General features: G+C 59.3%; 17 protein-coding genes, 2 tRNA genes and 1 riboswitch. Of the genes, 8 read left to right on the top strand and 11 right to left on the bottom strand.

From position 1 onward, the window contains the following. The first annotated feature begins 1 nt into the window (after window position 1). Both MTP39_RS06450 and MTP39_RS06445 read left to right on the top strand, forming a co-directional pair. Entirely contained in the window at window positions 2–1087 is a 1086-nt protein-coding gene (locus MTP39_RS06450) for a hypothetical protein (RefSeq protein ID WP_249241912.1), read from the top strand. Window positions 1088–1114: 27 nt separating this feature from the next. Then, window positions 1115–3604: an ATP-dependent DNA helicase gene (locus tag MTP39_RS06445; RefSeq protein WP_249241911.1), complete on the top strand. Its 2490-nt coding sequence runs from the start codon at window positions 1115–1117 to the stop codon at window positions 3602–3604. A 52-nt stretch (window positions 3605–3656) separates the two neighbouring features. Here the strand turns inward: MTP39_RS06445 and MTP39_RS06440 are convergent, their stop codons facing one another. Together MTP39_RS06440 and glyA are read right to left on the bottom strand one after the other, a co-directional pair. Then, window positions 3657–4172, bottom strand: a complete 516-nt coding sequence (locus MTP39_RS06440; protein ID WP_249241910.1) for a cob(I)yrinic acid a,c-diamide adenosyltransferase — start codon at window positions 4170–4172, stop codon at window positions 3657–3659. Window positions 4173–4262: 90 nt separating this feature from the next. Then, window positions 4263–5516 carry a serine hydroxymethyltransferase gene (gene glyA, locus MTP39_RS06435; protein WP_249241909.1) on the bottom strand — a complete coding sequence of 418 codons (1254 nt, stop codon included), beginning with the start codon at window positions 5514–5516 and terminating at the stop codon, window positions 4263–4265. Window positions 5517–5746: 230 nt separating this feature from the next. Between glyA and MTP39_RS06430 the strand changes: the two genes are divergently transcribed. The 3 genes from MTP39_RS06430 to MTP39_RS06420 are packed head-to-tail and all read left to right on the top strand — an operon-like array spanning window position 5747 to window position 7828. Next, entirely contained in the window at window positions 5747–6319 is a 573-nt protein-coding gene (locus MTP39_RS06430; protein ID WP_249241908.1) for a 5-formyltetrahydrofolate cyclo-ligase, read from the top strand. Beyond that, window positions 6310–6945: a cyclodeaminase/cyclohydrolase family protein gene (locus MTP39_RS06425; RefSeq protein WP_249241907.1), complete on the top strand. Its 636-nt coding sequence runs from the start codon at window positions 6310–6312 to the stop codon at window positions 6943–6945. The genes MTP39_RS06430 and MTP39_RS06425 overlap by 10 nt, the downstream gene beginning before the upstream one ends. A 22-nt stretch (window positions 6946–6967) precedes the next feature. Further along, entirely contained in the window at window positions 6968–7828 is an 861-nt protein-coding gene (locus tag MTP39_RS06420) for a bifunctional 5,10-methylenetetrahydrofolate dehydrogenase/5,10-methenyltetrahydrofolate cyclohydrolase (protein WP_249241906.1), read from the top strand. 78 nt (window positions 7829–7906) lie between these two features. Here MTP39_RS06420 and MTP39_RS06415 read toward each other — a convergent pair whose 3' ends face one another. After that, on the bottom strand, window positions 7907–8860 hold the full coding sequence (locus tag MTP39_RS06415; RefSeq protein ID WP_112091032.1) for a phospho-N-acetylmuramoyl-pentapeptide-transferase: 954 nt from the start codon (window positions 8858–8860) through the stop codon (window positions 7907–7909). 165 nt (window positions 8861–9025) lie between these two features. On the opposite strand from MTP39_RS06415, the gene MTP39_RS06410 reads away from it, so the two are divergent. Then, window positions 9026–10444, top strand: coding sequence for an MATE family efflux transporter (locus MTP39_RS06410; RefSeq protein WP_249241905.1), 1419 nt, complete (start codon window positions 9026–9028; stop codon window positions 10442–10444). A gap of 293 nt (window positions 10445–10737) precedes the next feature. Here MTP39_RS06410 and MTP39_RS06405 read toward each other — a convergent pair whose 3' ends face one another. Then, window positions 10738–11337: an ECF transporter S component gene (locus tag MTP39_RS06405; RefSeq protein ID WP_005926789.1), complete on the bottom strand. Its 600-nt coding sequence runs from the start codon at window positions 11335–11337 to the stop codon at window positions 10738–10740. 141 nt (window positions 11338–11478) lie between these two features. Then, window positions 11479–11598: riboswitch (FMN riboswitch) on the bottom strand. 162 nt (window positions 11599–11760) lie between these two features. Between MTP39_RS06405 and MTP39_RS06400 the strand changes: the two genes are divergently transcribed. Continuing rightward, entirely contained in the window at window positions 11761–12852 is a 1092-nt protein-coding gene (locus MTP39_RS06400; protein ID WP_249241904.1) for a mechanosensitive ion channel family protein, read from the top strand. A 209-nt stretch (window positions 12853–13061) separates the two neighbouring features. Next, window positions 13062–14222, top strand: coding sequence for an MFS transporter (locus MTP39_RS06395; protein ID WP_249241903.1), 1161 nt, complete (start codon window positions 13062–13064; stop codon window positions 14220–14222). 95 nt (window positions 14223–14317) lie between these two features. Here MTP39_RS06395 and pbp4b read toward each other — a convergent pair whose 3' ends face one another. From pbp4b to MTP39_RS06360, 7 genes are all read right to left on the bottom strand, one after another. Continuing rightward, window positions 14318–16414, bottom strand: coding sequence for a penicillin binding protein PBP4B (gene pbp4b / locus MTP39_RS06390; protein ID WP_249241902.1), 2097 nt, complete (start codon window positions 16412–16414; stop codon window positions 14318–14320). Between the two features lie 300 nt (window positions 16415–16714). Next, window positions 16715–17092, bottom strand: coding sequence for a PH domain-containing protein (locus MTP39_RS06385; RefSeq protein WP_249241901.1), 378 nt, complete (start codon window positions 17090–17092; stop codon window positions 16715–16717). Between the two features lie 122 nt (window positions 17093–17214). Beyond that, window positions 17215–17289: transfer RNA gene (locus tag MTP39_RS06380), tRNA-Gly, on the bottom strand. Between the two features lie 241 nt (window positions 17290–17530). Beyond that, entirely contained in the window at window positions 17531–19123 is a 1593-nt protein-coding gene (locus tag MTP39_RS06375; protein WP_249241900.1) for a recombinase family protein, read from the bottom strand. A gap of 249 nt (window positions 19124–19372) precedes the next feature. Next, the gene (locus MTP39_RS06370) at window positions 19373–19975 is read right to left on the bottom strand and encodes a Type 1 glutamine amidotransferase-like domain-containing protein (protein WP_015563755.1); all 603 of its coding nucleotides are present in this window, start codon (window positions 19973–19975) and stop codon (window positions 19373–19375) included. Window positions 19976–20421: 446 nt separating this feature from the next. Continuing rightward, window positions 20422–20497: transfer RNA gene (locus tag MTP39_RS06365), tRNA-Ala, on the bottom strand. Between the two features lie 171 nt (window positions 20498–20668). Further along, window positions 20669–22276, bottom strand: coding sequence for an MBL fold metallo-hydrolase RNA specificity domain-containing protein (locus MTP39_RS06360; protein ID WP_249241899.1), 1608 nt, complete (start codon window positions 22274–22276; stop codon window positions 20669–20671). Window positions 22277–22396: the final 120 nt, after the last annotated feature.

Below are 22396 nucleotides of genomic sequence, written 5' to 3'. Positions count from 1 at the left end.
TATGGAAAGTTCCGTGCATCCTTCTGTGGATTTCTTTTTGGGCGCTACAACGCCCGCCGGGTTCAAGGGCTACTTTGCGCCGCTGCGCCGGGAGCCCGGGATGCAGCTGGTACTGCTCAAAAGCGGGCCGGGCTGCGGCAAGTCTACCCTGATGAAGCGGCTGGCGCGCGCTGCGCAGGACAAAGGCGAACCCATCCAGCGCATCCACTGCGCCAGCGACCCCGACAGTCTGGACGGGGTGGTGTTCCTGCGGCAGAAGCGTGCCATCATCGACGCCACTGCGCCCCATGTGGTGGAGCCGGAAGCCCCCGGCGCAGACGAGCGGGTGCTGAGTTTGTATCACACCATTGATGCCGATGCCCTGCACCCCCACAAGGACGAGGTGACCGCCCTGTTTGCCCGCAACCAGCTGCTGCGCAGCCGGGCAGCGCGGTATGTGGCCTCGGCGGGCAGCCTGCTACTGGACAGCCGCCGCGCCGAAGCGTGCAGCGCAAACTTTGAAAAAGTGCGCCGCTACGTCAAGCGGCTGTGCACCCGCCTTTTGCCCCGCACCGAGGAGATGGGCTCTGAAGAGCTGCGGCTGCTCTCGGCCATCACGCCCAAGGGCGAGGTGTTCTATCAGGGCACAGTGCAGGCACTGGCAGACCGGTGCATCCTCTTCCGGGACGACTACGGGGCAGTGTCCCGCCTGCTGCTGGAGCTCATCCGCGCCGAAGCGCTGGCGCGGGGCTACCACATCATCACCTGCCCATGCGCCATGCACCCGGAGGATAAGATCGACCACATCCTTATCCCCTCCCTGCGGCTGGCATTCCTGACCGACAACCGCTGGCATCCGGTGCGGCTGTCTGCGGCGCAGACCGTGCGGTGCAGCCGTTTTGTGGATAGGGAGAACCTTTCTGCCTGCCGGGCACGGCTGCGCTTCAACGAGCGCGCCGCCGCCGAGCTGCTGGAACAGGCCTGTGCCCTGATGGCGCAGGCAAAAAGCTGCCACGATGAATTGGAGACCTACTACCGCACCGCCGTAGACTTTGCACAGGTGGATGCCGCAGCCGCCCAGTGCATGGAGCTGTTCGGGGTAGGATAAAGCAAAAAACAACGGAGGTGAAACGCCTTGGCAAGCATCCATCTGCCCATCCGACAGCTGGTGGAGTTTCTGCTGCGCACCGGCAGCATCGACAGCCGCTTTGCCGGTTTTGACCGCGCTAACGAGGGCGCACGCATCCACCGTAAGCTGCAAAAGGCCGCCGGGGAGGGCTATCAGGCCGAGGTATTCCTCAGCGCGAAGTGGGAAGCCTGCGGCATCGCCTTTACGCTGGAGGGCCGGGCAGACGGCATTTTCACCGACGAAAACGGCACCGTGACCATTGACGAGATCAAGACCACCACTGTCCCCTATGAGGAGATCACCGAGGAGCTGAACCCCTGCCACTGGGCGCAGGGCATGGTATATGCCGCCATTTTTAGCAGCCAGCAGGGGCTGGATGCGCTTGCGGTGCGGCTGACCTATTATCAGGTTGATACCGACCAGATCCTACGCTTTACCCGGCAGTTCACCCGGCAGCAGCTGGAGCAGTTTTTGCAGCAGCTTTTAACGCAGTACGCCCCGTGGGCGCAGCGGCAGCTGGACTGGGACACCCGGCGCAGCCAGAGCCTTGCGGCGTTGCAATTTCCCTTTGCGGAGTACCGCCCCGGGCAGCGGGCGCTGGCGGGCGAAGTGTACCGCGCCTGCCGCGCCGGAAAAAGCGCCGACCGCAAGGGCGGCACCCGCGTTTTTTGTCAGGCACCTACCGGCATCGGCAAGACCATGAGCGCGCTCTTCCCTGCCCTGAAAGCCATGGGCGAGGGCTGCGGCGCAAAGCTGTTCTACCTGACCGCCCGCAACACCACCCAAGCCGCCGCCGAGGACGCAGTGGCACGGCTGCGTGCCGCCCAGCCCGGCCTTGCACTGCGCAGTGTGACCCTGACCGCCAAGGAAAAAGCTTGTCTGCACCCGGACGCCGAAGGGCATCCCGCCTGTCTGCCGGAAGCCTGTCCCTTCGCCAACGGCTACTACGACCGCCGCAAGGACGCGCTGGCGGCTCTGCTGGACGGCAGCGGCAGTTTCAGCCGCGCCGCACTGGCGGACACCGCCCGGCAGTTCTCGGTGTGTCCCTTTGAATTGGGGCTGGACTTGAGCGAGTGGTGCGATGTGGTCATCGGGGACTACAACTATCTGTTTGACCCGGTGGTGCACCTCAAGCGCTTTTTTGATGCCGCCGGGGACTGGCTGTTCCTCATTGACGAGGCGCACAACCTGCCGGACAGAGCCCGCGCCATGTACTCGGCGCAGTTTGCCAAAAGCAGCCTGACCGAGGCAAAGCGGGCGCTGGGCAAGGGCAAAAGCAGCTTAAAGACCGCACTGACCAAGGCGGATAAAGTCTTTCTGGCGGCGCGCAAGGCCTGCGCACAGGCTGCGCCCCGTATAGGCGCAGAGCCCGCCGGGGAGACAGAACCCGCACAGGTGAGCCTTTTGCCCGCCGAAGCTGCCCCGGACTTTGCCCTGCCTCAGCCGCTGTATGCCCGGGATGGCACCGTGTTTTTGCAGCAGCTGCCCGCCGCTTTGCCCGCTGCCCTGCGGGCGGTGCACACCCCTTTACAGGATTGGCTGGAACAGAACCCCGAGGACCCCGCCCATGCGCAGCTGCTGGAGCTTTACTTTGCCTTGCAGGATATCGCCCGCGCCGCCGACCGGTACGACAGCCATTTTGTTACCCAGCTCACCGCCCGGGGCAGCGAGCTGGAGCTGCATCTGCTCTGCTTAGACCCCGCCCCCTTTGTGGACGCCAGTCTGGCGGCAGGGCGCAGCGCGGCACTGTTCAGTGCCACGTTGACCCCGCCCGCCTTTTACCGCAACGTGCTGGGCTGCGCCGATGCCCGAGCGGTGGCGCTGCCAAGCCCTTTCCCGCCGGAAAATCTGGGGCTGTTCTGCCTGCCGGGCATCTCCACCCGCTACCACCAGCGGGAAGCCAGTGTGCCCGCCGTAGCCGATGCGCTGGCGGCGCTGGCGCGGGGCAAGACCGGCAACTATCTGGCGTTTTTCCCCAGCTACGCCTATTTGCAGCAGGTGTACGAAGCCTTTGCCGCCCGCTGGCCGGATATCCACACCCTTGTGCAGCAGCGCAGCTTAGATGATGCCGGGCGCGCGGAGTTTCTGGCGCAGTTCGTGCCCCACCCTGCCCAAACGCTGCTGGGCTTTGCCGTGATGGGCGGCATCTTCGGCGAGGGCGTAGACCTTGTGGGCGACCGGCTCATCGGCTGCGCCATCGTGGGGGTGGGTCTGCCGCAGGTGAACCCCCGGCAGGAGATGCTGCGCCGCTATTATGAGGAGCAGTCCGGCTGCGGCTTTGACTACGCCTACCGCTACCCGGGCATGAACAAGGTACTGCAAGCCGCCGGGCGGGTGGTGCGCACCCCGCAGGACAAGGGCGTGGTGCTGCTTTTGGACGACCGCTTTGCGCAGCCCGACACCGCCCGCCTGTTCCCGCCGCACTGGCAGCATATCCGGTATCTGCCCGGCACCGCTGCGCTGGAAACGGCGTTGGCAGCGTTCTGGAAGGTATAAGACCACAAAAGGAGTTGTTACATCCTGTGCAACAACTCCTTTTGCCACAATCTTAATACTCAATGCCCTTCCGTGCGGCGATGCCCTTTTGGTAGGGATGGCGGCGGCAGCACATCTCGGTGAGGTAGTCTGCGGCGTCCAGCATCCACCCGGGGGCGGCGTGGGCGGTCAGGACGCACTCCTGCCCGGCGGGGCGGTGCAGCACCGCCTGCTGCAGCAGGTCTTTGTCCACCATGTCCAGTTCCCACGCGCTGCCGGCTTCGTCCAGCACCAGCAGATCACAGGGCTGCGCCAGCGCCGCCGCAAGATTTTTGTTTTGCAGATCGCGGGTAGCAGCCTTTTCGGCTTCGTTCATCTGAAAGACGAATTTCTGCCCGGCCTTGCCCCGGTAAACGGTGGCGCCCAGCTGCTCCAGCAGCGGGATCTCGCCGCTCTGCCCGCCCTTTAAAAACTGCACGATGACTACACGTTTTCCGCTGCCCAGTGCCCGCAGGGCAAGTCCCATGGCGGCTGTGGTCTTGCCCTTGCCGTCGCCGTAATACAGATGCAAAAGTCCCAAGCTTTCCATCGTTCTTCTCCTTTTTTGTAGCAAAAGGCATCCGCAGCCCTGCACGCTTGGCAGAACGGCTGCGGATGCCTTATTATTTATGGTTCGCTTTTACTGGTACAGCGGGAACTCCCGGGTCAGGCGCAGAACGCGGGCGCTGATCTCGTCTTTCTTCTCCTCATAGTGCCAGATGCAGTCTGCAATGCAGTCCGCGATCACCTGCATCTCGGCTGCACCCATGCCGCGGGTGGTGACAGCCGGGGTGCCCAGACGCACGCCGGAGGTCACAAAGGGGCTGCGGGTCTCGCCGGGGACGGTGTTCTTGTTGGCGGTGATGTGCACGCTGTCCAAGCGCTGCTCCAAGTCCTTGCCGGTGCACTCCTCGTCCCGCAGGTCAATGAGCATCAGGTGGTTGTCGGTGCCGCCGGATACCAGCTTGACCCCGCGCTGCTGCAAGGCCGCAGCCAGCGCCTGTGCATTTTCTACGATCTTGCGGGCATATTCCTTGAACTCCGGCTTCAGTGCCTCGCCAAAGCAGACGGCTTTTGCTGCAATCACGTGCTCCAGAGGGCCGCCCTGTGTGCCGGGGAACACTGCCGAGTTGATGCGCTTGGCAATGATGGGGTTGTTGGTCAGAATCAGGCCGCCGCGGGGTCCGCGCAGGGTCTTGTGGGTGGTGGTGGTCACCACGTCGGCGTAGGGTACGGGGCTCTGGTGCTGACCGCCCGCCACCAGACCGGCAATGTGCGCCATATCCACCATCAGGTATGCGCCGTAGCCGTGGGCGATCTCGGCCAGCTTTTCAAAGTCGATGGCGCGGGGGTAGGCAGAAGCGCCTGCCACCAGCATCTTGGGGCGCACCTTGCGCACCTGCTTTTCCAGTTCGGCGTAGTCGATGACGCCGTCTGCGCCAACGCCGTAGGAGATGAAGTGGTAGTTTTTACCGGACATATTCACCGGGGAACCATGGGTCAGGTGACCGCCCTGCGAAAGGTCCATGCCCATAACGGTATCGCCCAGCTCCAGCAGGGCAAAATACACGGCAAGGTTGGCCTGTGCGCCGGAATGGGGCTGGACGTTGGCGTACTTTGCCCCGAACAGCTGGCAGGCGCGCCGGATGGCAATATTCTCCACCTCATCCACATAGACACAGCCGCCGTAGTAGCGCTTGCCGGGCAGACCCTCGGCGTACTTGTTGGTCAGCACGCTGCCCATGGCTGCCATCACGGCGGGCGAAACGATGTTCTCGCTGGCGATCAGCTCAATGTTCTCGCGCTGACGGGTCAGCTCCCGCTCCATGGCTGCGCCCAGTTCCGGGTCGGCTGCATTGACCATGCCGATGGTGTCCATCATATCCTTGTACATTTTACTTGCCCCTCTCCACAAAATATTGTAGATTCTCTCAGCGCAGCGCCCGCACGGCGCTTGCTGCTGTAAGATAATCATAGCAGAAAGCGGCGGCGGCTTCAATCCTCTTTTCGCCAAAAGGCTTGCTTTTTTTGTCTGAAGTGTTTATTATGTTTGTATAAAAATGCGCTGTCGATTTTGTATATTTTTCAAGTATCCTCTTTCACAGGTGAAGCGAGATGTTTTGTATGACCATTGCCGAGGAAAAACAGGCGCAGCGCGCTGCAGGCCGTGCCGCCCGCAAAGCGCTGGATGCGCCGCAGCGCGCCGCCGCCAATGCGGCGCTGTGCCGCCGGGTGCTGGAACTGGACGCCTACCGCACTGCCCATACCCTTTTGCTCTACGCAGCCTTTGGGGGCGAAGCTGACCTTGCAGCCGTGGCTGCCGAAGCTGTCCGGCAGGGTAAGACGGTAGCCTACCCGGTGTGCGGCGAGGGATTTACCCTTACCGCAGCCGTGCCGGGCGCGGACGGCTGGGCGGTGGGACAGTACGGCATCCGTGCGCCGGTGCCGGAGCGCTCCACCCTTTTGCAGCCGGAGCAGCTGGATCTGGTGCTGGTGCCCTGCACCGCCTTTGACGCAGACTGCTACCGGGTGGGCATGGGCAAGGGCTACTACGACCGCTACCTGCCCCGCTGCACCCGGGCGGTGAAGATCGGCATTGCATTGGAGGTTCAGCGCGTCCCCCGCGCCGCCGTGGACGCCCACGACCAGCGGCTGGACGCCTTTGTAACAGAGAGGGGTATCTACACATGGAAATGAACGATTTAAGCTGCGCGCAATTTCTGGAACAGCTTGCCAGCAAAGCGCCTACGCCGGGCGGCGGCGGCACGGCCGCGCTGGTGGGCGCTGCCGGTGTGGCGCTGGGCAACATGGTGGGCTGTCTGACCACCGGTAAAAAGAAGTACGCCGCCGTGGAAGCGGATATTCAGGCACTGAACGCCCGGGCCGTGGCCCTGCGGCTGGAGCTGGAAGCGCTGGTACAGGCCGATGCCGATGCCTTTGCGCCGCTGGCTGCGGCCTACGGTCTGCCCAAGGACACCCCGGAGCAGACCGCGCACAAGGCCGCTGTACTGGAAGCCGCACTGGACGGTGCAAGCGCCGTGCCGCTGCAAATCATGGAAAAGTGCGCCGAGGGCATCGCGCTGGCCGGGCAGTACGCCGCCAAAGGCAGCGTGCTGGCGGTATCGGATGCAGGCTGCGCCGCCGTGCTGTGCAAGGCTGCCTTGCAGGCCGCAAGCCTGAATGTGTTTATTAACACCAAGCTGATGGCAGACCGCACCCGCGCCGCCGCACTGGACGCCCGGGCAGACGCATTGCTGGCAGAGTTTGTGCCCCGGGCAGACGAAACCTTCACCGCCGTCAGCGGGAAACTCCGCAATAAATAATATCACAAATGAGGGAAAGTATATGGCAACGATTTTAAAGGGCGCGCCGGTGGTGGCCGCCATGAACGAGCGCAACGCGGCGCTCTGCGAACAGCTGAAAGCCAAGGGCATCACCCCCACGCTGGCCGTGGTGCGAGTGGGCGAGCGGGAGGATGACCTTTCCTACGAGCGGGGCGTGATGACCCGCTGCGGTAAGGTGGGCGTCGCAGTCAAGCAGTTCGTGCTGCCCGCCGACGCCACACAGGAGCAGCTGCTCCGGGTACTGGACGAGGTGAACACCGATGACGGCATCCACGGCTGTCTGCTGTTCCGTCCCTTGCCCAAGCAGTTCGATGACCGCACCGTCCGCGCCGCCCTGCGCCCGGAAAAGGACATTGACGGCATTACGGACGCTTCCCTTGCCGGAGTGTTCACGAATACAGAGCTGGGCTACGCCCCCTGCACCGCGCAGGCCTGCATGGAAATTTTGAACTATTATAATGTTCCCCTTTCCGGCAAGCGTGCCGTTGTGGTAGGGCGCAGCCTAGTGGTGGGCAAGCCAGCCGCCATGATGCTGGACCGGGAAAACGCCACCGTCACCCTGTGCAACTCCCGCACCCAGAACCTGCCGGAAGTGTGCAGGCAAACCGACATCGTGGTGGTGGCCATGGGCAAGATGGCGGCTGTGGGCGCAGACTGCCTGCGGGCAGGCCAGACGGTCGTGGACGTAGGCATCCATGTAAACGAGGAGGGCAAGCTGTGCGGTGACGTGCAGTTTGCCGCCGCAGAGCCGGTGGTGGACGCCATCACCCCCGTGCCCGGCGGCGTGGGCACCGTGACCACCTCGGTGCTGGTAGGCCATGTGGTGCAGGCAGCGTGCAAAAAGGCCGGGGTAGAGTGCTGACATTTTAGGATAGAACAAGCCCGGAAAGTCCGCAGACTTTCCGGGCTTGCTTTTTCACAGGGGAAATTGTAACAGGCATCAGCCCCGCACAAGGAGCAGCAGCAGAGCCGAGGCCACACACTGCAGAATGAGCCAGCGGGCTACCACCTGCTCGTCGCTCCAGCCCTTGCGCTTGCGCACATGGTCGTGGAGGGGGGTCAGGGTGTTTTTCAGGATCCAGATGTGCAGAAAACGCTTCAGGCTGATCTTCAAAATGCCCAGGCTGCCGTCTGCGATAAACACGATGGCGGCCAGCAGGAAGGCGAAGGGATGGCCGCACTTCAGCGACAGCATGGCGATGAAAAAGCCCATGGCACGGCTGCCGGCGTCGCCCATCAGCAGGCTGGAGGGCTTGGCGTTGAGCCACAGGTAGGCCAGCAGCGCACCGATGAACACCACACCGGCGGTGGCGTAGGTGCCCAACTCGGTCTTATAGGCCAGCAGATAGGTGCCGATGGTCACCACCGCCAGACTGGCGGAAAGGCCGTCCACACCGTCGGTGCAGTTGACCACGTTGATGCTTGCCCAGATGAGGATGACGATGAGCAGCAGGTACACCGCGTAGGGCAGGGTGAAACTCCACTGCAAAAAGTGCACCCCGCAGCCGTTGAAGTTCAGGTAGGTGACACCCGCCAGCACCGCAATGACAAAATCAATGATGCCCTTTTTGTACTCATTCCAGGCAGTTTCGGCGGCATCGTCCAGATAGCCGGAGAGCATAGAGGCGATGAGCAGCACATTATACACTACATACTCGGTGGTGAAGGGCAGAAACGCCAGCGACACCAGTGCGATACACAGCACAAAAATCAGGCCGGAGCCACGCGCCTTGCCCTTGGAAAGCTCGCCGTTCACCGCAAAGGCGCGGCCATGGTCGTGGGGCAGTTTATCGCGGAAAATGGAATCCGTCAGAGCGGTCAGAGCAAACGCCAGCAAAAATGCCATGGCATCTACGCCCCGCTGCCCGATGACAGAGGTAAGCATTTGGATCATAAGATAACATTCCTCTTTCTTTCTGTATAGTACGTTGTGAGTGTATCACGCCCTAGACCAAAAATCAATCCCGGCGGCAAAATTCACTTTGGATTGACTTTTCTCCCGCGGCTCTCTATAATAATGTATTAGTCTGTAGTTTTCACCCACAACGCAGGAGGTTCCATGTCCATTACACTTGAGCAGCTCTCTGCCCGAATGCGGCAGGGCGAGCAGGTGCCGCTGCGCCACACCGCACAGGTGGCGCTGACGCTGAGCATTCCTTCCATTTTGCAGCAGATCGTGGTCACCGCCATGGAGTACATCGACGCAGCCATGGTGGGACATATCGGTGCCGCCGCCACTGCCTCCATTGGCATTGTCAGTTCCAGCACATGGCTGCTGCACGGGATGCTGGCCGGGCTGTGCATGGCTTTTTCCATTCAGGTGGCGCAGTATCTGGGCGCAGACCGCCAGCAGGACGCCCGTGGCGTTTTGCGGCAGTCCATGCTGTTCAATCTGGTAGTGGGTCTTGCCGCAGCGGCCTTTGGCGTAGGCATCAGCCGGTTTCTGCCCGGGTGGCTGGGCGCAGACACAGCACTGCGGGCAAATGCCTCGGCCTATTTTGCAATATGGTCGGCTTCCCTGCCCTTTATCATGGCCATGGGCACCTACGCCGCCATGCTGCGCTCCACCGGTGATGCGCTGACCCCGGGCCTTATTAGTGTGTTCACCTGCGTGCTGGACATCATCTTCAACTTTTTCCTCATCAACCCCACCCGGGAGATGACGGTGTTCGGCCAGAACCTCACGGTCTGGGGTCTGGGCTGGGGCGTACCGGGCGCAGCGCTGGGCACAGCCCTTGCCAACGCTGTGGGCGGCACGCTGGCGCTGGGCGTTCTGCTGCTGCGGGACGGCCCGCTGTGCATCCGCAAGCCCGGCTCGTGGCGCATTACCCGCGCCTGCCTGCATAACGTGTGGAAGGTGGGCGCACCGCTGGCGGCAGAGCGTGCCGCCCTGTCCTCGGCACAGGTGCTGCTGGTGCGCATCGTGTCCGGGCTGGGCACTACCGCCATTGCCGCCAACAGTCTGGGTGTCAGCGCCGAGAGCCTGTGCTACATGGCGGGCTACGGCATTCAGGACGCCGCTCTTGCGCTGGTGGGACAGGCCGTGGGCGCAAACCGCCGGGACATGGCCAAGCGCTTTGCATGGCTGTGCACCGCCATGGGCATGGGCATCATGGCGCTTACCGGCGTGGGGCTGTATGTGTTTGCCCCGCAGCTGATGGGCATCTTCACCGCCGACGCCGCCGTCATCGCGCTGGGCGCGCGGGTGCTGCGCATCGAAGCCTTTGCCGAGCCGATGTTCGGGGCAAGCATCGTGGCCAGCGGCTCCATGCAGGGTGCGGGCGACAGCACCGGCTGCTTTATCCTGAACCTTGTCAGTATGTGGGGCGTGCGGCTGACCTTGGCGGTGCTGCTGGCTCCCCGCTTCGGGCTGGTGGGCGTATGGGCAGCTATGTGCGCCGAGCTTTGCACCCGCGGCGCACTGTTTTTGCTGCGCATGGCGCGTGGCAAATGGCTGGATAAGGGTGCGCTGGCGTAAAGACGGCGTGCGCCCTCTCAGGCGCTCCCGCGCCAGCTCCCCCAAAGGGGGAGCCAAGGTTTAAAGCCCATTGCTAAAGCATTAGATGTAATGAGAAAGTTTCCGGCAGTGCTCTTAGCTCTCCCTTTGAGGAAAGACTTCCCCCGCTCCGGGGGAAGATGTCGCGCAGCGACAAAAGGGAGCATCAGTCAAGCCCGACAGGGCGAAACTGACGTGACCGCAAACTTTGTGCTTTAGAAAGAAAGAGAGCCGGAAAGTCTGCGGACTTTCCGGCTCTCTGTTATCTCAGCAGCTTACTTGCGGCCGTGCAGGATGGGAGACAGGGGCTTATAGATCAGCAGGCACAGCACTGCGTCCAGCAGACCCTTGACCAGCGTGAAGGGCATATTGAAGATCACAAGGCACTTGATCAGGCTGTCGGCAGAAGGCAGGATGGCCTGATACATGCCCAGAATAGCTTCCAGCGGCATGTGGTAGAACTGCACATAGGCCGGGTAGGTGATGAAGTAGTTGGAGGGCACGCTGAACACAGCCATAACGGCTGCACCGGCAATGGCGCCCAGAATAGCGGTCTTGCGGCTCTTGTGGCGCTTATAGACAAAGCCCGCCACAGCGGAGAACACCGCGCCCAGCATAAAGTTGCACAGCTCGCCCACGCAGGCGGTGGAGGTGCCCTTGATGATGATGTGCAGCAGGTTCTTCATAAAGCTGATGACCACGCCGTACACCGGGCCCAGTGCAAAGGCACCCAGCAGGGCGGGCAGGTCGGAGAAGTCCATCTTGACGAAGGACGGGATGAGCATCGGCAGCGGGAACTCGATGAACATCAGGATAAAGGCGACCGCACTGAGCATGGCTGCAACGGTCAGGTTGTGGGTGGTATTCTTTTTCATGGTAGTTGTCCTCCCCGGGGGATACGCCCCGTTCAAATTTGTTCGGAAAGCCCTTTTCGCGCTGGATCGAACCGGAAAGACAAACCAAAAAGCGCCCTGCTGCAACCATAAACTGCAACAGGGCGCACAGACGCAATTTGCCTGCCGTTTCTTGCATCCGGACTATACCGTTGGTCCCGGAGTTGCACCGGGTCAGCACCCTTACGGGTGGTCGCGGACTTTACCGCCAGTGGGGAATTGCACCCCGCCCTGAAACGAACTTTCTGACCAAGAGTATAGCGCGGCAGGGCGGCGCTGTCAAGCCCCCTTTTTGAAAAGTTTGCGCATTTTTTGTCAAAGTGCATTTTCACCTTTCTTTCCTTGCTCCGGGCGGCAGAGTATGCTATCATAATATGCGTTGTGAAAAAACACAGGAGGTTTTCCATGATTTTCTCGATCCGTAACCTTGGCTTCGAGCTGGGCTCGCTGCTGCTGGAAGGCTGGGCAGCCTTTGCCGCCCGCGTGGTATGCGCGGCGCTGCTGCTGGTGCTTGGCTGGCTGGCGCGGCAGCTTTTGTCCCGTAAGGTGTGCCCTGCCCTGCTGCGCCGCAACTGGCGGCTGGCCGGTACACCCATTCTGCTGCGCAGCTTTGCCGTGCCGGTGCAGCGGCTCACCCTTGCAGCGTTCATCTATGCCGCAGCGGCCAGCCTGCCGTGGGCGATTTCCGGCGTGAGCAAATTTCTGCTCATGGTCTTTGAACTTGCCGCCACCTTTTTTGTGTGTCAGGGGCTGTACGCCGCCGCCGACCTTACCGACCTTTTGCTGGCAAACTGCGGCGAGGAGGTGCGCGCCAACCGCACCCTGACCACCCTGCTGAACAAGGTGTACAAAGTTCTCATCGTGGTTCTGGGCATTATGACCATGGCGCAGGAGACCGGCTTGCCGGTGGGCAGCATCGTAGCCAGTGCGGGTCTTGTCGGTCTGACCATCTCTCTGGCGGCGCAGGACAGCGCCAAAAACCTGTTCAGCGGGCTGGTCATCCTGCTGGACCGGCCCTTTTCCATCGGCGACTGGATCACCGTGGGCGACGTTTCCGGCGAGGTGGTGGATATCAACTTCCGCTCCACCAAAGTCCGCGCACTGGATAACTCGGTGTACATCCTGACCAACAGCACGGTCAGTTCTGCCACCATCAACAACGGCACCCTGCGCAACAAGCGGCTGTATCGCTTTACCCTCGGGGTCACCTACGACACCACCCGTCCTCAGCTGGAACAGCTGATGGCCGACCTGACTGCCATGCTCAAGGCCAGCCCCTACACCTACGAGGACTCGGTGCTGGTTAAGCTGAACGGCTTCGGCGCTTCCAGCATCGACCTGCTGGTGTCTGCCTATCTGCGCACCGCCGACATGACCCGCTTTTTGCAGATGCAGAATGACCTGAACCTTGACCTGATGGACGTGATGCAGAAAAACGGCGTGGACTTCGCCTTCCCCTCTACCACTGTGTATCTGGAAAAGAACAGCGAAAGCTAAAAGCGGAAGTCTATTTATATTTCATGTTTGCCGCGGTCTGTGGGCCGCGGCAAACGCATTCTCATGGGTCAAAGCAACGAAACGCCGGTTTTATTGTAAAAAGCAGGCGTTTTTGCCCTATAATTTCCCGTCTTGTCATGTTATTCTTATAGCGCACCCCCATACACTGCGGGACACGCCATCAAATCATCTGTGGAGGGACCCTTTCTATGACACAGCTTTTGCTGCCTATTATTTACCTGGCCTTTATCAGTCTTGGCCTGCCGGATTCTCTGCTGGGGTCTGCATGGCCCACCATGTATCCCCAGCTGGGCGTTCCCTTCTCCTACGCGGGCATCCTGTCCATGATCATCTCGCTGGGCACCATCGTTTCAAGCCTGAATAGCGACCGGCTCACCCGGGTGCTGGGCACGGGCAGAGTGACCGCCCTCAGCGTAGGCATGACCGCTGCGGCGCTGTTCGGCTTCTCGGTCTCCGGCCAGTTCTGGATGCTCTGCCTGTGGGCTGTGCCCTACGGCTTGGGCGCGGGCAGCGTGGATGCCGCCCTGAACAACTATGTTGCCCTACATTACGAAAGCCGCCACATGAGCTGGCTGCACTGTATGTGGGGCGTGGGCACCACCATCGGCCCTATGGTGATGGGCGCGGCGCTTTCCGGCGGGCTGAGTTGGAACAGCGGCTACCGGTACATCGCCCTGTTCCAGATCGCACTTTCTGCCGTGCTTTTTTGCAGCCTGCCCCTGTGGCATAAACGCCCCGATGCTGCCCCGGACGGTACTGTGTCCAAGGCGCTGACCCTGCCGCAGGTGTTCGCGTTGCCGGGCGCGAAGGAAGTGATGCTCTGCTTTTTCTGCTACTGTGCACTGGAGACCACCGCCGGGCTCTGGGCAAGCAGCTACCTGACCCTTGTGCGGCAGGTGCCCGCCCAGACGGCTGCCAGCTTTGCCAGCCTGTTCTATATCGGCATCACGGTGGGGCGGGGCGCCTGCGGCTTTCTGACCTTAAAGTTGAGCGACGACCAGATGATCCGTCTGGGGTTTGCGGTGCTGGGCGTGGGCATTGCCGCCCTGCTGCTGCCCGGGGCGCAGGTCTTTGCGTTGGCAGGGCTCGTGCTGGTAGGGCTGGGCTGTGCGCCCATCTACCCCAGCGTCATCCACGCCACCCCGGCGCACTTCGGCGTACAGAATTCTCAGGCCGTCATCGGCATCCAGATGAGCAGCGCCTATGTGGGCAATCTGGCCATGCCGCCGCTGTTCGGCGTGCTTGCCAACAACATCACCCCGGCGCTATTCCCCTTCTATCTGCTGGTATTTCTGGTGCTGATGGCGCTGATGCACCGACAGCTGGTGCGCAAAACGGCGCACACCTGAAAGGATCCAGCCTGCTAAAGTTAAAGGGACTGCCGTACCTCATTTGGTGCGGCAGTCCCTTTGCTATTTATTCAGTTATTTGTAAAGAACTGCGTTCAGAACTTATTGAGCATCTTTTTCAGCTTTGCCAGTTCCTCTGCATCGCGGGTATCATCCAGCAGGGTGAGGGCATCGTTGAAATAGTTGCGGTCCAGATAAGAGTGGGTGGCGTTGGCGTGGGCAGCCATAGCCTCCAGCACGGCATAGCCGGAGCGCACCAGCGGGTGGGTGGCAGGCACGCTGCCGCCCTCGGCCACCAGCGCAAACTTGCTTTCAGCCATATCCTCCAGCAGGGCGCTGTAAGCGTTGTTGGGGTCGGTGCCGTGGTTCTGCAGACCCTGATACAGCAGCTGTGCCACAAAGCCCAGCGTAGAAGCCGTATACCAGTTGCCGTTGAACTTATTGGGGTTCGCGGCCTTATCGGTGACCGGGGAGTTGATCTTGTTGGTCAGGTACACCACCACCAGATTCTCCACGGGGTCGATCATGGTCAACGTACCGGTCCAGCCCTGATGGCCAATGGTATTGGAGGGTGCCTGCGTACCAAAATACCAGCAGCGCTGGTTGTCACCCTCACGCCACCAGCCCAGACCCCAGTTGGCAGCGTCCTCCTTCTTGGGTGCGGTAAAGGCGTCCATCACGTTGCGGGAGAAGTAGCGGTTCTCGCCGTAGCCGCCGGTGAGCATGACAGAGGCCAGTTTTGCCAGCTCGGTAGCGTTGGAGAACAGGCCTGCATGGCCGGAAATACCGCCCATCGCGTAGTAGCACTTCTCGTCGTGCACCTGGCCCTGAATGGTGGCGGTGCGCACGCCGGTGAAGGAGATGGCACCATCACGGGTGTTGCCGTTCAGCTCGGTAGCGGCGCAATCGTTGGCGGCAAAGCCGTTCAGCAGGGGGTTGTAGGTGGTATGGGTCAGACCCATAGGATCCCAGAAGGTCTCCTTCAGGAAGGCGTCCAAGCCCTTGCCGGTGATGGCTTCAATGGCGAAGGCCAGCAGCATATAGTCCACGTCGGAGTAAACGGTCTTGGTGCCCGGCTTGTACATCAGCGGGGTCTTGAAGATGGATTTGAGGGTAGCGGCGCGGGTTGCAGCGCTGCCGTCCCAACCGGAGAAGAGCAGGTTGGTAGCACCGGGGACGGTCTTTTGAGAGCACTGGTCAAAGGAATCGTTGTGGTACTGGGGGTCTGCAGGGAAGCCTGCCTGATGGCGCAGGATATCGCGCAGGGTCAGTTCTGCCTTCCACTGCTTGTTGACCTTCAGGCCCGGGTTCTCGTAGCCGTTGTAGGTAATGTCGATGGTGTCCTCCACAAAGGCGCTGCCCAGCAGGTCTACCAGACGGCTGTCCAAATTGGCCTTGCCCTGCGTGACGAGGTACTGTAATGCGTAGTTTGCAGTGTACATCTTGGTGTTGGAGGCCAGATCGTACAGGGTATCGTTGGTCACAGCCGGGCTGTCGGTCTTGGGGGTGCCGTCCGGATTATAGGAGTTCACCTTGCCCCATGCGTTCTGATACACCAGCTTGCCGTTTTTCACAACAGCCATCTGTGCGCTGGGGAAGCCGTTGTTCACATCTGCCTGAATGATCTGCTCCAGCAGTTCCAGTGCATCGCGGTCGATGCCCACGTCCTGCAGGCTGCCCTCCTGCACGGTGGGGTAGCCCACCCGCACGGTCACCTTTTTGCCGCGGGGACGGATGCCGCCCACCTGAATAGTGTTGCGGCCGTTGATGGTCTGGCCGGAAATATCCACGTTCCACACGCCGCCTGCCGCCATGGCAGCGGTGTTGATCTGGCGGTTATTGACGAACAGGTTAAAACCGGTCACGCCCGCCTCGGGCTCCACGCACAGCGTTCCCTGCCCGGCAAAGCCCACAAAGGTGTACATGTGGTTCATGGCCAGCGTATCGTCCAGACCCTTCCAGTTGGGGAACACCGGCTCGCCCTGCCAGCCGCCGCTCACGCTGCCGCGGCTGGTCACCTTGACCGAGGCCGCCTTTTTAGGGACGAGGTTCAGGGAGTTGGTATCCTCCGCTGCGGCGGCTGCGGGCTCGGCAGCAGAGGCTGCCCCGGCGGTGCACACGTTGAGCGCCATCATGCCCAGACCGGCAACGCTGCCCTTCAGGAACGTTTTACGGGAAAATTTGGTTGACATGGTAAGGTCCTCCCATTCTTTTTGCCGCAATGCGACAATATGCCTGTATTCGTGCTTTTTTGTCCCGCAGCAGCGGGACTGCCTTATGCCCCGAATTGTACGCGAGATAAAACAAAATGTCAATCATGTTTTCATTTTGTGGCACAAAGTTTTGCGTTTCTCAGTTTTTCGCCTATTTTGGCACATTGTTTTACGCTTTGTTCCAAATTTTCATGCGTTTTGTATACAACCAGCCGCAAAAATGCGTAAAAAAAGCCGCCGCACAAACCCTTGTGCAGCGGCTTTGGTTCATAATTTTTCTTACAAGATGCGGGCACTGATGGCGTTTGCCACCTGAAACAGATCTTTCTGCCCGATAAAGCCGAACTTGGCCTCGTGGCCGTCCGCAAAGCAGACCGTCAGTTGGGACGCCTGCAACGGGTCGCCAAAGCCCGCCGTCTGGATGCCGTAGTGCAGCACTTTGCGGTAGGGCAGCACAAAGATCTGCTGCCGCGTGCCCGTGACCCCCTGCATATCCACCATGATGATGCGATGGCTGGTAAACACCACCTGATCGCGCACCGTCTTGTACGCGCCCACGATCTGCTCGCCCTCCAGCAGCAGGGCGTTGACATTTTTGCAGATATCCTTCTCCTGCAGGCGCATGAGGTTCTCCATTGGTTTATCGCGGAATTCCATAGCAGCGTTCCCCTTTCAGCGTTTTATGGCTCTATTGTAGCATTTCCGCCGCCGGTTGGCAAGATGGCTGTGCAGCGCAAGGCAAAAAGAAAAGACCCAAACCATTCAAGGTTCAGGTCTTGTGGAGCGGGTAATGGGAATCGAACCCACCTCCTCAGCTTGGAAGGCTGATATACTAGCCGATGTACTATACCCGCAATTGCAGAAAGAATTATACCATAACTTTCCGCAAATGTCCAGCATGAATTTAGCGGCTGCAAAGCTGTAAACGCTGTGCAGTCTGTCCCCTGCGAATGGGACGATTTAAAATGGTCTCCGCTGCGCTCTGACCATGTTCAGCGGAAAGATTTTTTATAATTTTGCGTTTGTCGCACTCTGCGAAGTGCTCCAAACGCATTTTTTACCGGGGGCTTCAACCGGGAGCGACATTTACACATTTTACCGTCCTCCCCTCTCAGTCTTTGCTTCGCAAATCCAGCTCTCCCAAAGGGAGAGCCAAGAGCACTGCCGGAAGGGGGCACAACAAAAAAGCACTGCACATTCCTGTGCAGTGCTTTTTCTTTCTGGTGGAGCATTCTCCACAGCACTCGAACCCAACACCTCTTCACGGGAGATGGTTTTGGAATCGTCCGTGAAGTTGAAATTGAGCACGACCCGGTCGTCAAAGACGTAGACCGAGTTGACAAAGGTATCAATGATCTGCCGCTGGTGCTCCATGTCTCTCATGTCACCCTTGCGGAATTTTTCAAACCAGAACCGCATCCACTCGCGGGTCAGGACGGGCTTTTTCAGCTCTTCTTCCAGAATGCTGGTGTTCAGAGCTTCTTTCCGGGCTTCCAGTTCGTCCAGCCGCTGCTTGGTGGTCGGGGTCAGGATGCCCTGTTCAATGGCTTCCAGAAGGTTTGCCAGCCGCTTCTCTGTATCCCGGAGCTGGTCTTTCAAAACAGGCAGTCGGGTGTTCTCCTGCTGCTGGGCTTCCATAATCAAATCTATCAGCTGTTCGATGATTTCATCGCTGAAAATCACCTTAATGGCAGTCTCCACCACGAACCGTTCCAGCGGCTCCTTGCGGATGGCTTTCAGGTCGCAATGCGCCTTGCCGTGGCGTTTGGCGTTGCCGCACTTGTAGTAATAGTAGGTGTTTCCCATGTGGCTGGTGCCGCTTTCGCCACCCATCAGGGTGCCGCACTTGCCACAGAACAGCTTGGTGGTCAGCAGATAGCTCACATCCTCTTTTGCAGGCCGACCATGGGCGATCCTGTTCTGCTCAAAACGCTGCTGCACCCGGTCAAACAGGTCCTGGTCAACAATGGCCGGAATGCCGCCCGGCGTCACAATGTCCTTGTAGCGGTATTCGCCGATGTAGCGGCGGTTGCGGAAAATCTGGAAGAAGCTGTTCTTCACGAACGGCTTCCCGGTGCGGGTACGCAGGCCGCGCTCATTCAGGGATGCGGCAATCTTCTCAGCCGGTTCGCCGTCGGCGTACCGGGTGAAGATCTCCTGCACGATGGGAGCCGTCTCCGGGTCGATATGGTACAGTCTGTCCTCCTTGCCAATGGTGAAGCCCAGCGGAACGATACCGCCGTTGTACTTGCACTGGAGGGCATTTTCGCGCTCACCGCGCGCCACTTTCAGGGCAAGCTCGGCGGAATAGTATTCCGCCATGCCGATCAGCATACTCTCCACCATAATGCCTTCAGGCCCTTGCGAGATGGGTTCCATGGCAGACACCAGATGGACACCGTTCTTTTCCAGCTGGTACTTGTAGTTCACGGCATCGTAGCGGTTCCGGGCAAAGCGGTCCAGCTTCCAGACCAGAACCACATCGAAGATTTTCTTTCCGCTGTCCTTGATCATCCGCTGAAAGTCTGGGCGGTCATCCGTTTTGGCAGAGTAGGCACGGTCAATGTAGGTGCCGACCACGGTGATGCCGTTCTTCTCGGCGTAGGCCTTGCAGTCGCGCAACTGTCCCTCAATGGACGCTTCTCGCTGGCTGTCGGATGAATAGCGGGCGTAGATTACGGCGGTCATGGTTGCACCTCCTTGGCGTGTATTCGACTTGCCTTTATAGTATCGGGTCAAGCGCAGCTTGTCAACAATCTGCGAGCAGATTGAAATGTGAAAATTGCGAAACGCAGCGAAAAAGCTGAGAGCAAGAATCGTCCCGTGGCCACAAATTTTCAATTCTTGAAAATTCTTGCCCCTTTGGGACAGCTTCTTGTTGGGGCGTGCCTGCCCCAAACCCTGCTGGAACGAGTACGGCAAACTGGAATTTTCAAATTAGTCTTTGCAAATAACCTTTGAACCTTCACCATCAATTACAATTCCCTGACGGTTGTTAATTGGGCATAGATTCAAATCCGAAAACTCAGTCATTATTTTCTCGGTAACTTTCTTAAATGGTGCTGTAAGATAATGCGGAAGAACATAGAAATCAATCAAATCAAGCCCTGCATCATCTTCTTGTGAGTAGTCCTCCGGCTTTTCATCCATTTGCTCGATATATTGGATGCTTGGAGCGCATATAATCGCACCTGCCGATTCACCAATCATCAGTTTTCCCTTTGCCAATTCTTTCTTCAACAGCTCATCCGTTCCCGTTTTACGGAGCTGGTCTATAAGGAAAAAAGAATTTCCGCCGGTAAAATATATCACATCCGCATCTTCAAAAACAGACTGTATCGTTGAATAAGCCTCCGTTGAAATATCAATTTCAGTTACGATTGCTCCCAACTTTTTGAATAATTTTCGAGCCGAGCCGACATAACCGGTGTAGCCTTCACGCAGCGAAGCTGTTGGAATAAATGCGACTTTTTTATTTTCAATTTCTTCCTTTATCAGACTTCCTACACTTGAAAAGTGCGAACATAAAAACAGTTTCATCAATATTCTCCTTTATATATAAATTCCGATTTACTGGGCTAAGCCGAGTATACCACACTCCACCATGAAAGAACACCCCGATATAGTGAAATTTTGCCATTTTTCTGCGTACGTGCGTACACGCTCCGCAGGGATTCTAAGGGGCTTGACCCCTTGGCACACAGACTTTGGCACAAAGTCTAGTGTGTTACACCTTGTCAGAGGTGTACAGGCTCCCGGTACGCACGTACGCAGCGACTACTCCCAAACGCGCCATATAGGGGGACGACCAAGTTCGCACAAAGCGAACTTGATTCCGCAAAGCAAAAGGCAGGATACCACTATCATAGTGATACCCTGCCTTTGCTCGTTTACCGTTCCGAGTAGTCCTTCCGCAGAACTTCCGATAAACAAAAAACGTACCCGAACCCTTTTTCATAAAGAATCGGGTTCGAGTACGAACTGTATGGTGGAGATTACCGGGATCGAACCGGTGACCTCTTGCATGCCATGCAAGCGCTCTCCCAGCTGAGCTAAACCCCCAGATGCTTGGCTTTGTGCCTGACGACATGGGTTATTATACCAGCCGGAGGGGCGCTTGTCAACGGTTTTTTACAAAAAACTCTTCTCTTTTTTCAGCGGCGCAGTGCACCCGGGAGCTTTTGACGCAGCTGCGTTTTTCCCGGAGTTGCTGCGCTGCAAAAGGCTGCTGCATTACCTGTCCCATTTGTCGCACAGGGCGTTGATCTGGTCGGCAAATTTTGCCAGATCTTTATTTGCGCCACCCTCGTTGTGCTCGATGACCCGCAGCAGGCGCTTGCCGGCGCTGACCAGCCGCTGGAACACGGTAGCGGCGCGGTTTGCACCCTCGCCTGTCCTCTGCTCCACGCGGACCTTCGTACCCTCCTGCAGGCAGACTGCGCCCTCGGCACCGATGGCCCACTGCGCACCGTTGTAGGGCGCACAGGCGGTAAAGCCCTGCTCGGTCAGGGTGTCCACAAAGCGGTTCTCCACCTCGTCCTCGCCGTGGATCACGAACACCCGCCGGGGCTTTTCCGTAAAGGCATTCACCCAGCGCAGCAGACCGTCCTTGTCCGCGTGGCCGGACATGCCGGTCAGCTGGCAGATCTCGGCCTTTACCTCGATGGGCTCACCGAACAGCTTGACCAAGTCCGTTCCTTCAATGAGGGTGCGTCCCAAGGTGCCCACGGCCTGAAAGCCCACGAAGAGGATGGTGCATTCCGGCCGCCACAGGTTATGCTTGAGGTGGTGGCGGATGCGCCCGGCTTCGCACATGCCGCTGGCGGACAGAATGACCTTGGGCGTGCGGTCGGTGTTGATCATGCGGGAATCATCGCTGGTCACGCTGATGCGCAGCCCCGGCACGTTGATGGGGTCGATGCCTTTTTCCAGCAGGGCGCGGGTCTGGGCGTCAAAGCAATCGGGGTCTGTATCCCGGAAGATGCGGGTGGCTTCGGTGGCCAGCGGGCTGTCGATGTAGACCGGGAAGTTGCCGTGCCCCTTGACCAGCCCTTTTTCCTTGATCTCCCGCAAAAAATACAGCATCTCCTGCGTGCGCCCCACGGCAAAGCTGGGCACTACCACATTGCCGCCCCGGTCAAAGGTGCGCTGCAAAATTTTTGCCAGTTCTGCCACATAGTCCGGCCGGGGGGCGTGGTTGCGGTCGCCGTAAGTGGACTCCATGAACACATAGTCTGCCTGTTGGATATAGGCAGGGTCTTTTATGATGGGCTGATCCAGATTGCCGATATCGCCGGAGAACACCAGCTTTGTGGTGGTGCTGCCCTCGGTGATCCATAGCTCAATGCTGGCAGAGCCCAGCAGGTGTCCCACGTCCACGAACCGTGCTTCGATGCCCGGGGCAAGCTGGATGCGCTTGCCGTACTCCACGCCCAAAAACAGGCGGCAGGCGGCTTCGGCATCCTGTATGGTGTACATGGGCTCCACCGGCTCTGCGCCGGAGCGCTTGCCCTTGCGGTTTTTCCACTCGGCTTCAAACTCCTGAATATGCGCCGAGTCCCGCAGCATAATGCCGCACAGCTCCACCGTGGGGATGGTGGCATAGATCCTGCCCCGGAAGCCGTTGTGCGCCAGCAGCGGCAAAAGGCCGGTATGGTCGATATGGGCATGGGTGATGAGTACAAAGTCGATCTCGCCGGGGGCTACGGGCAAGGGCTGGTTTTCGTACACATTTTTGCCCTGCTCCATGCCGTAGTCGATGAGAAACCGCTGCCCTGCCGCTTCCAGCATGGTGCAGCTGCCGGTCACCTCATGGTTCGCGCCTAAAAATGTCAGCTTCAATGCAAAACACCTCCGGTTCGTTTTATGGCTTTAGTATAACATATTTTTAAGGTACACGCCGCACAAATCTGCGGGAAGTTTACGGGCATAATGCTGAATTGCAGAAAAAATTTTTATACA

Origin of the sequence: Faecalibacterium sp. I3-3-33 (assembly GCF_023347295.1) — a bacterium.
Lineage (GTDB): Bacteria > Bacillota > Clostridia > Oscillospirales > Ruminococcaceae > Faecalibacterium.
The sequence above is the reverse complement of the archived record's forward strand: the minus strand, read 5'-3'. Positions and strand labels throughout refer to the sequence as shown.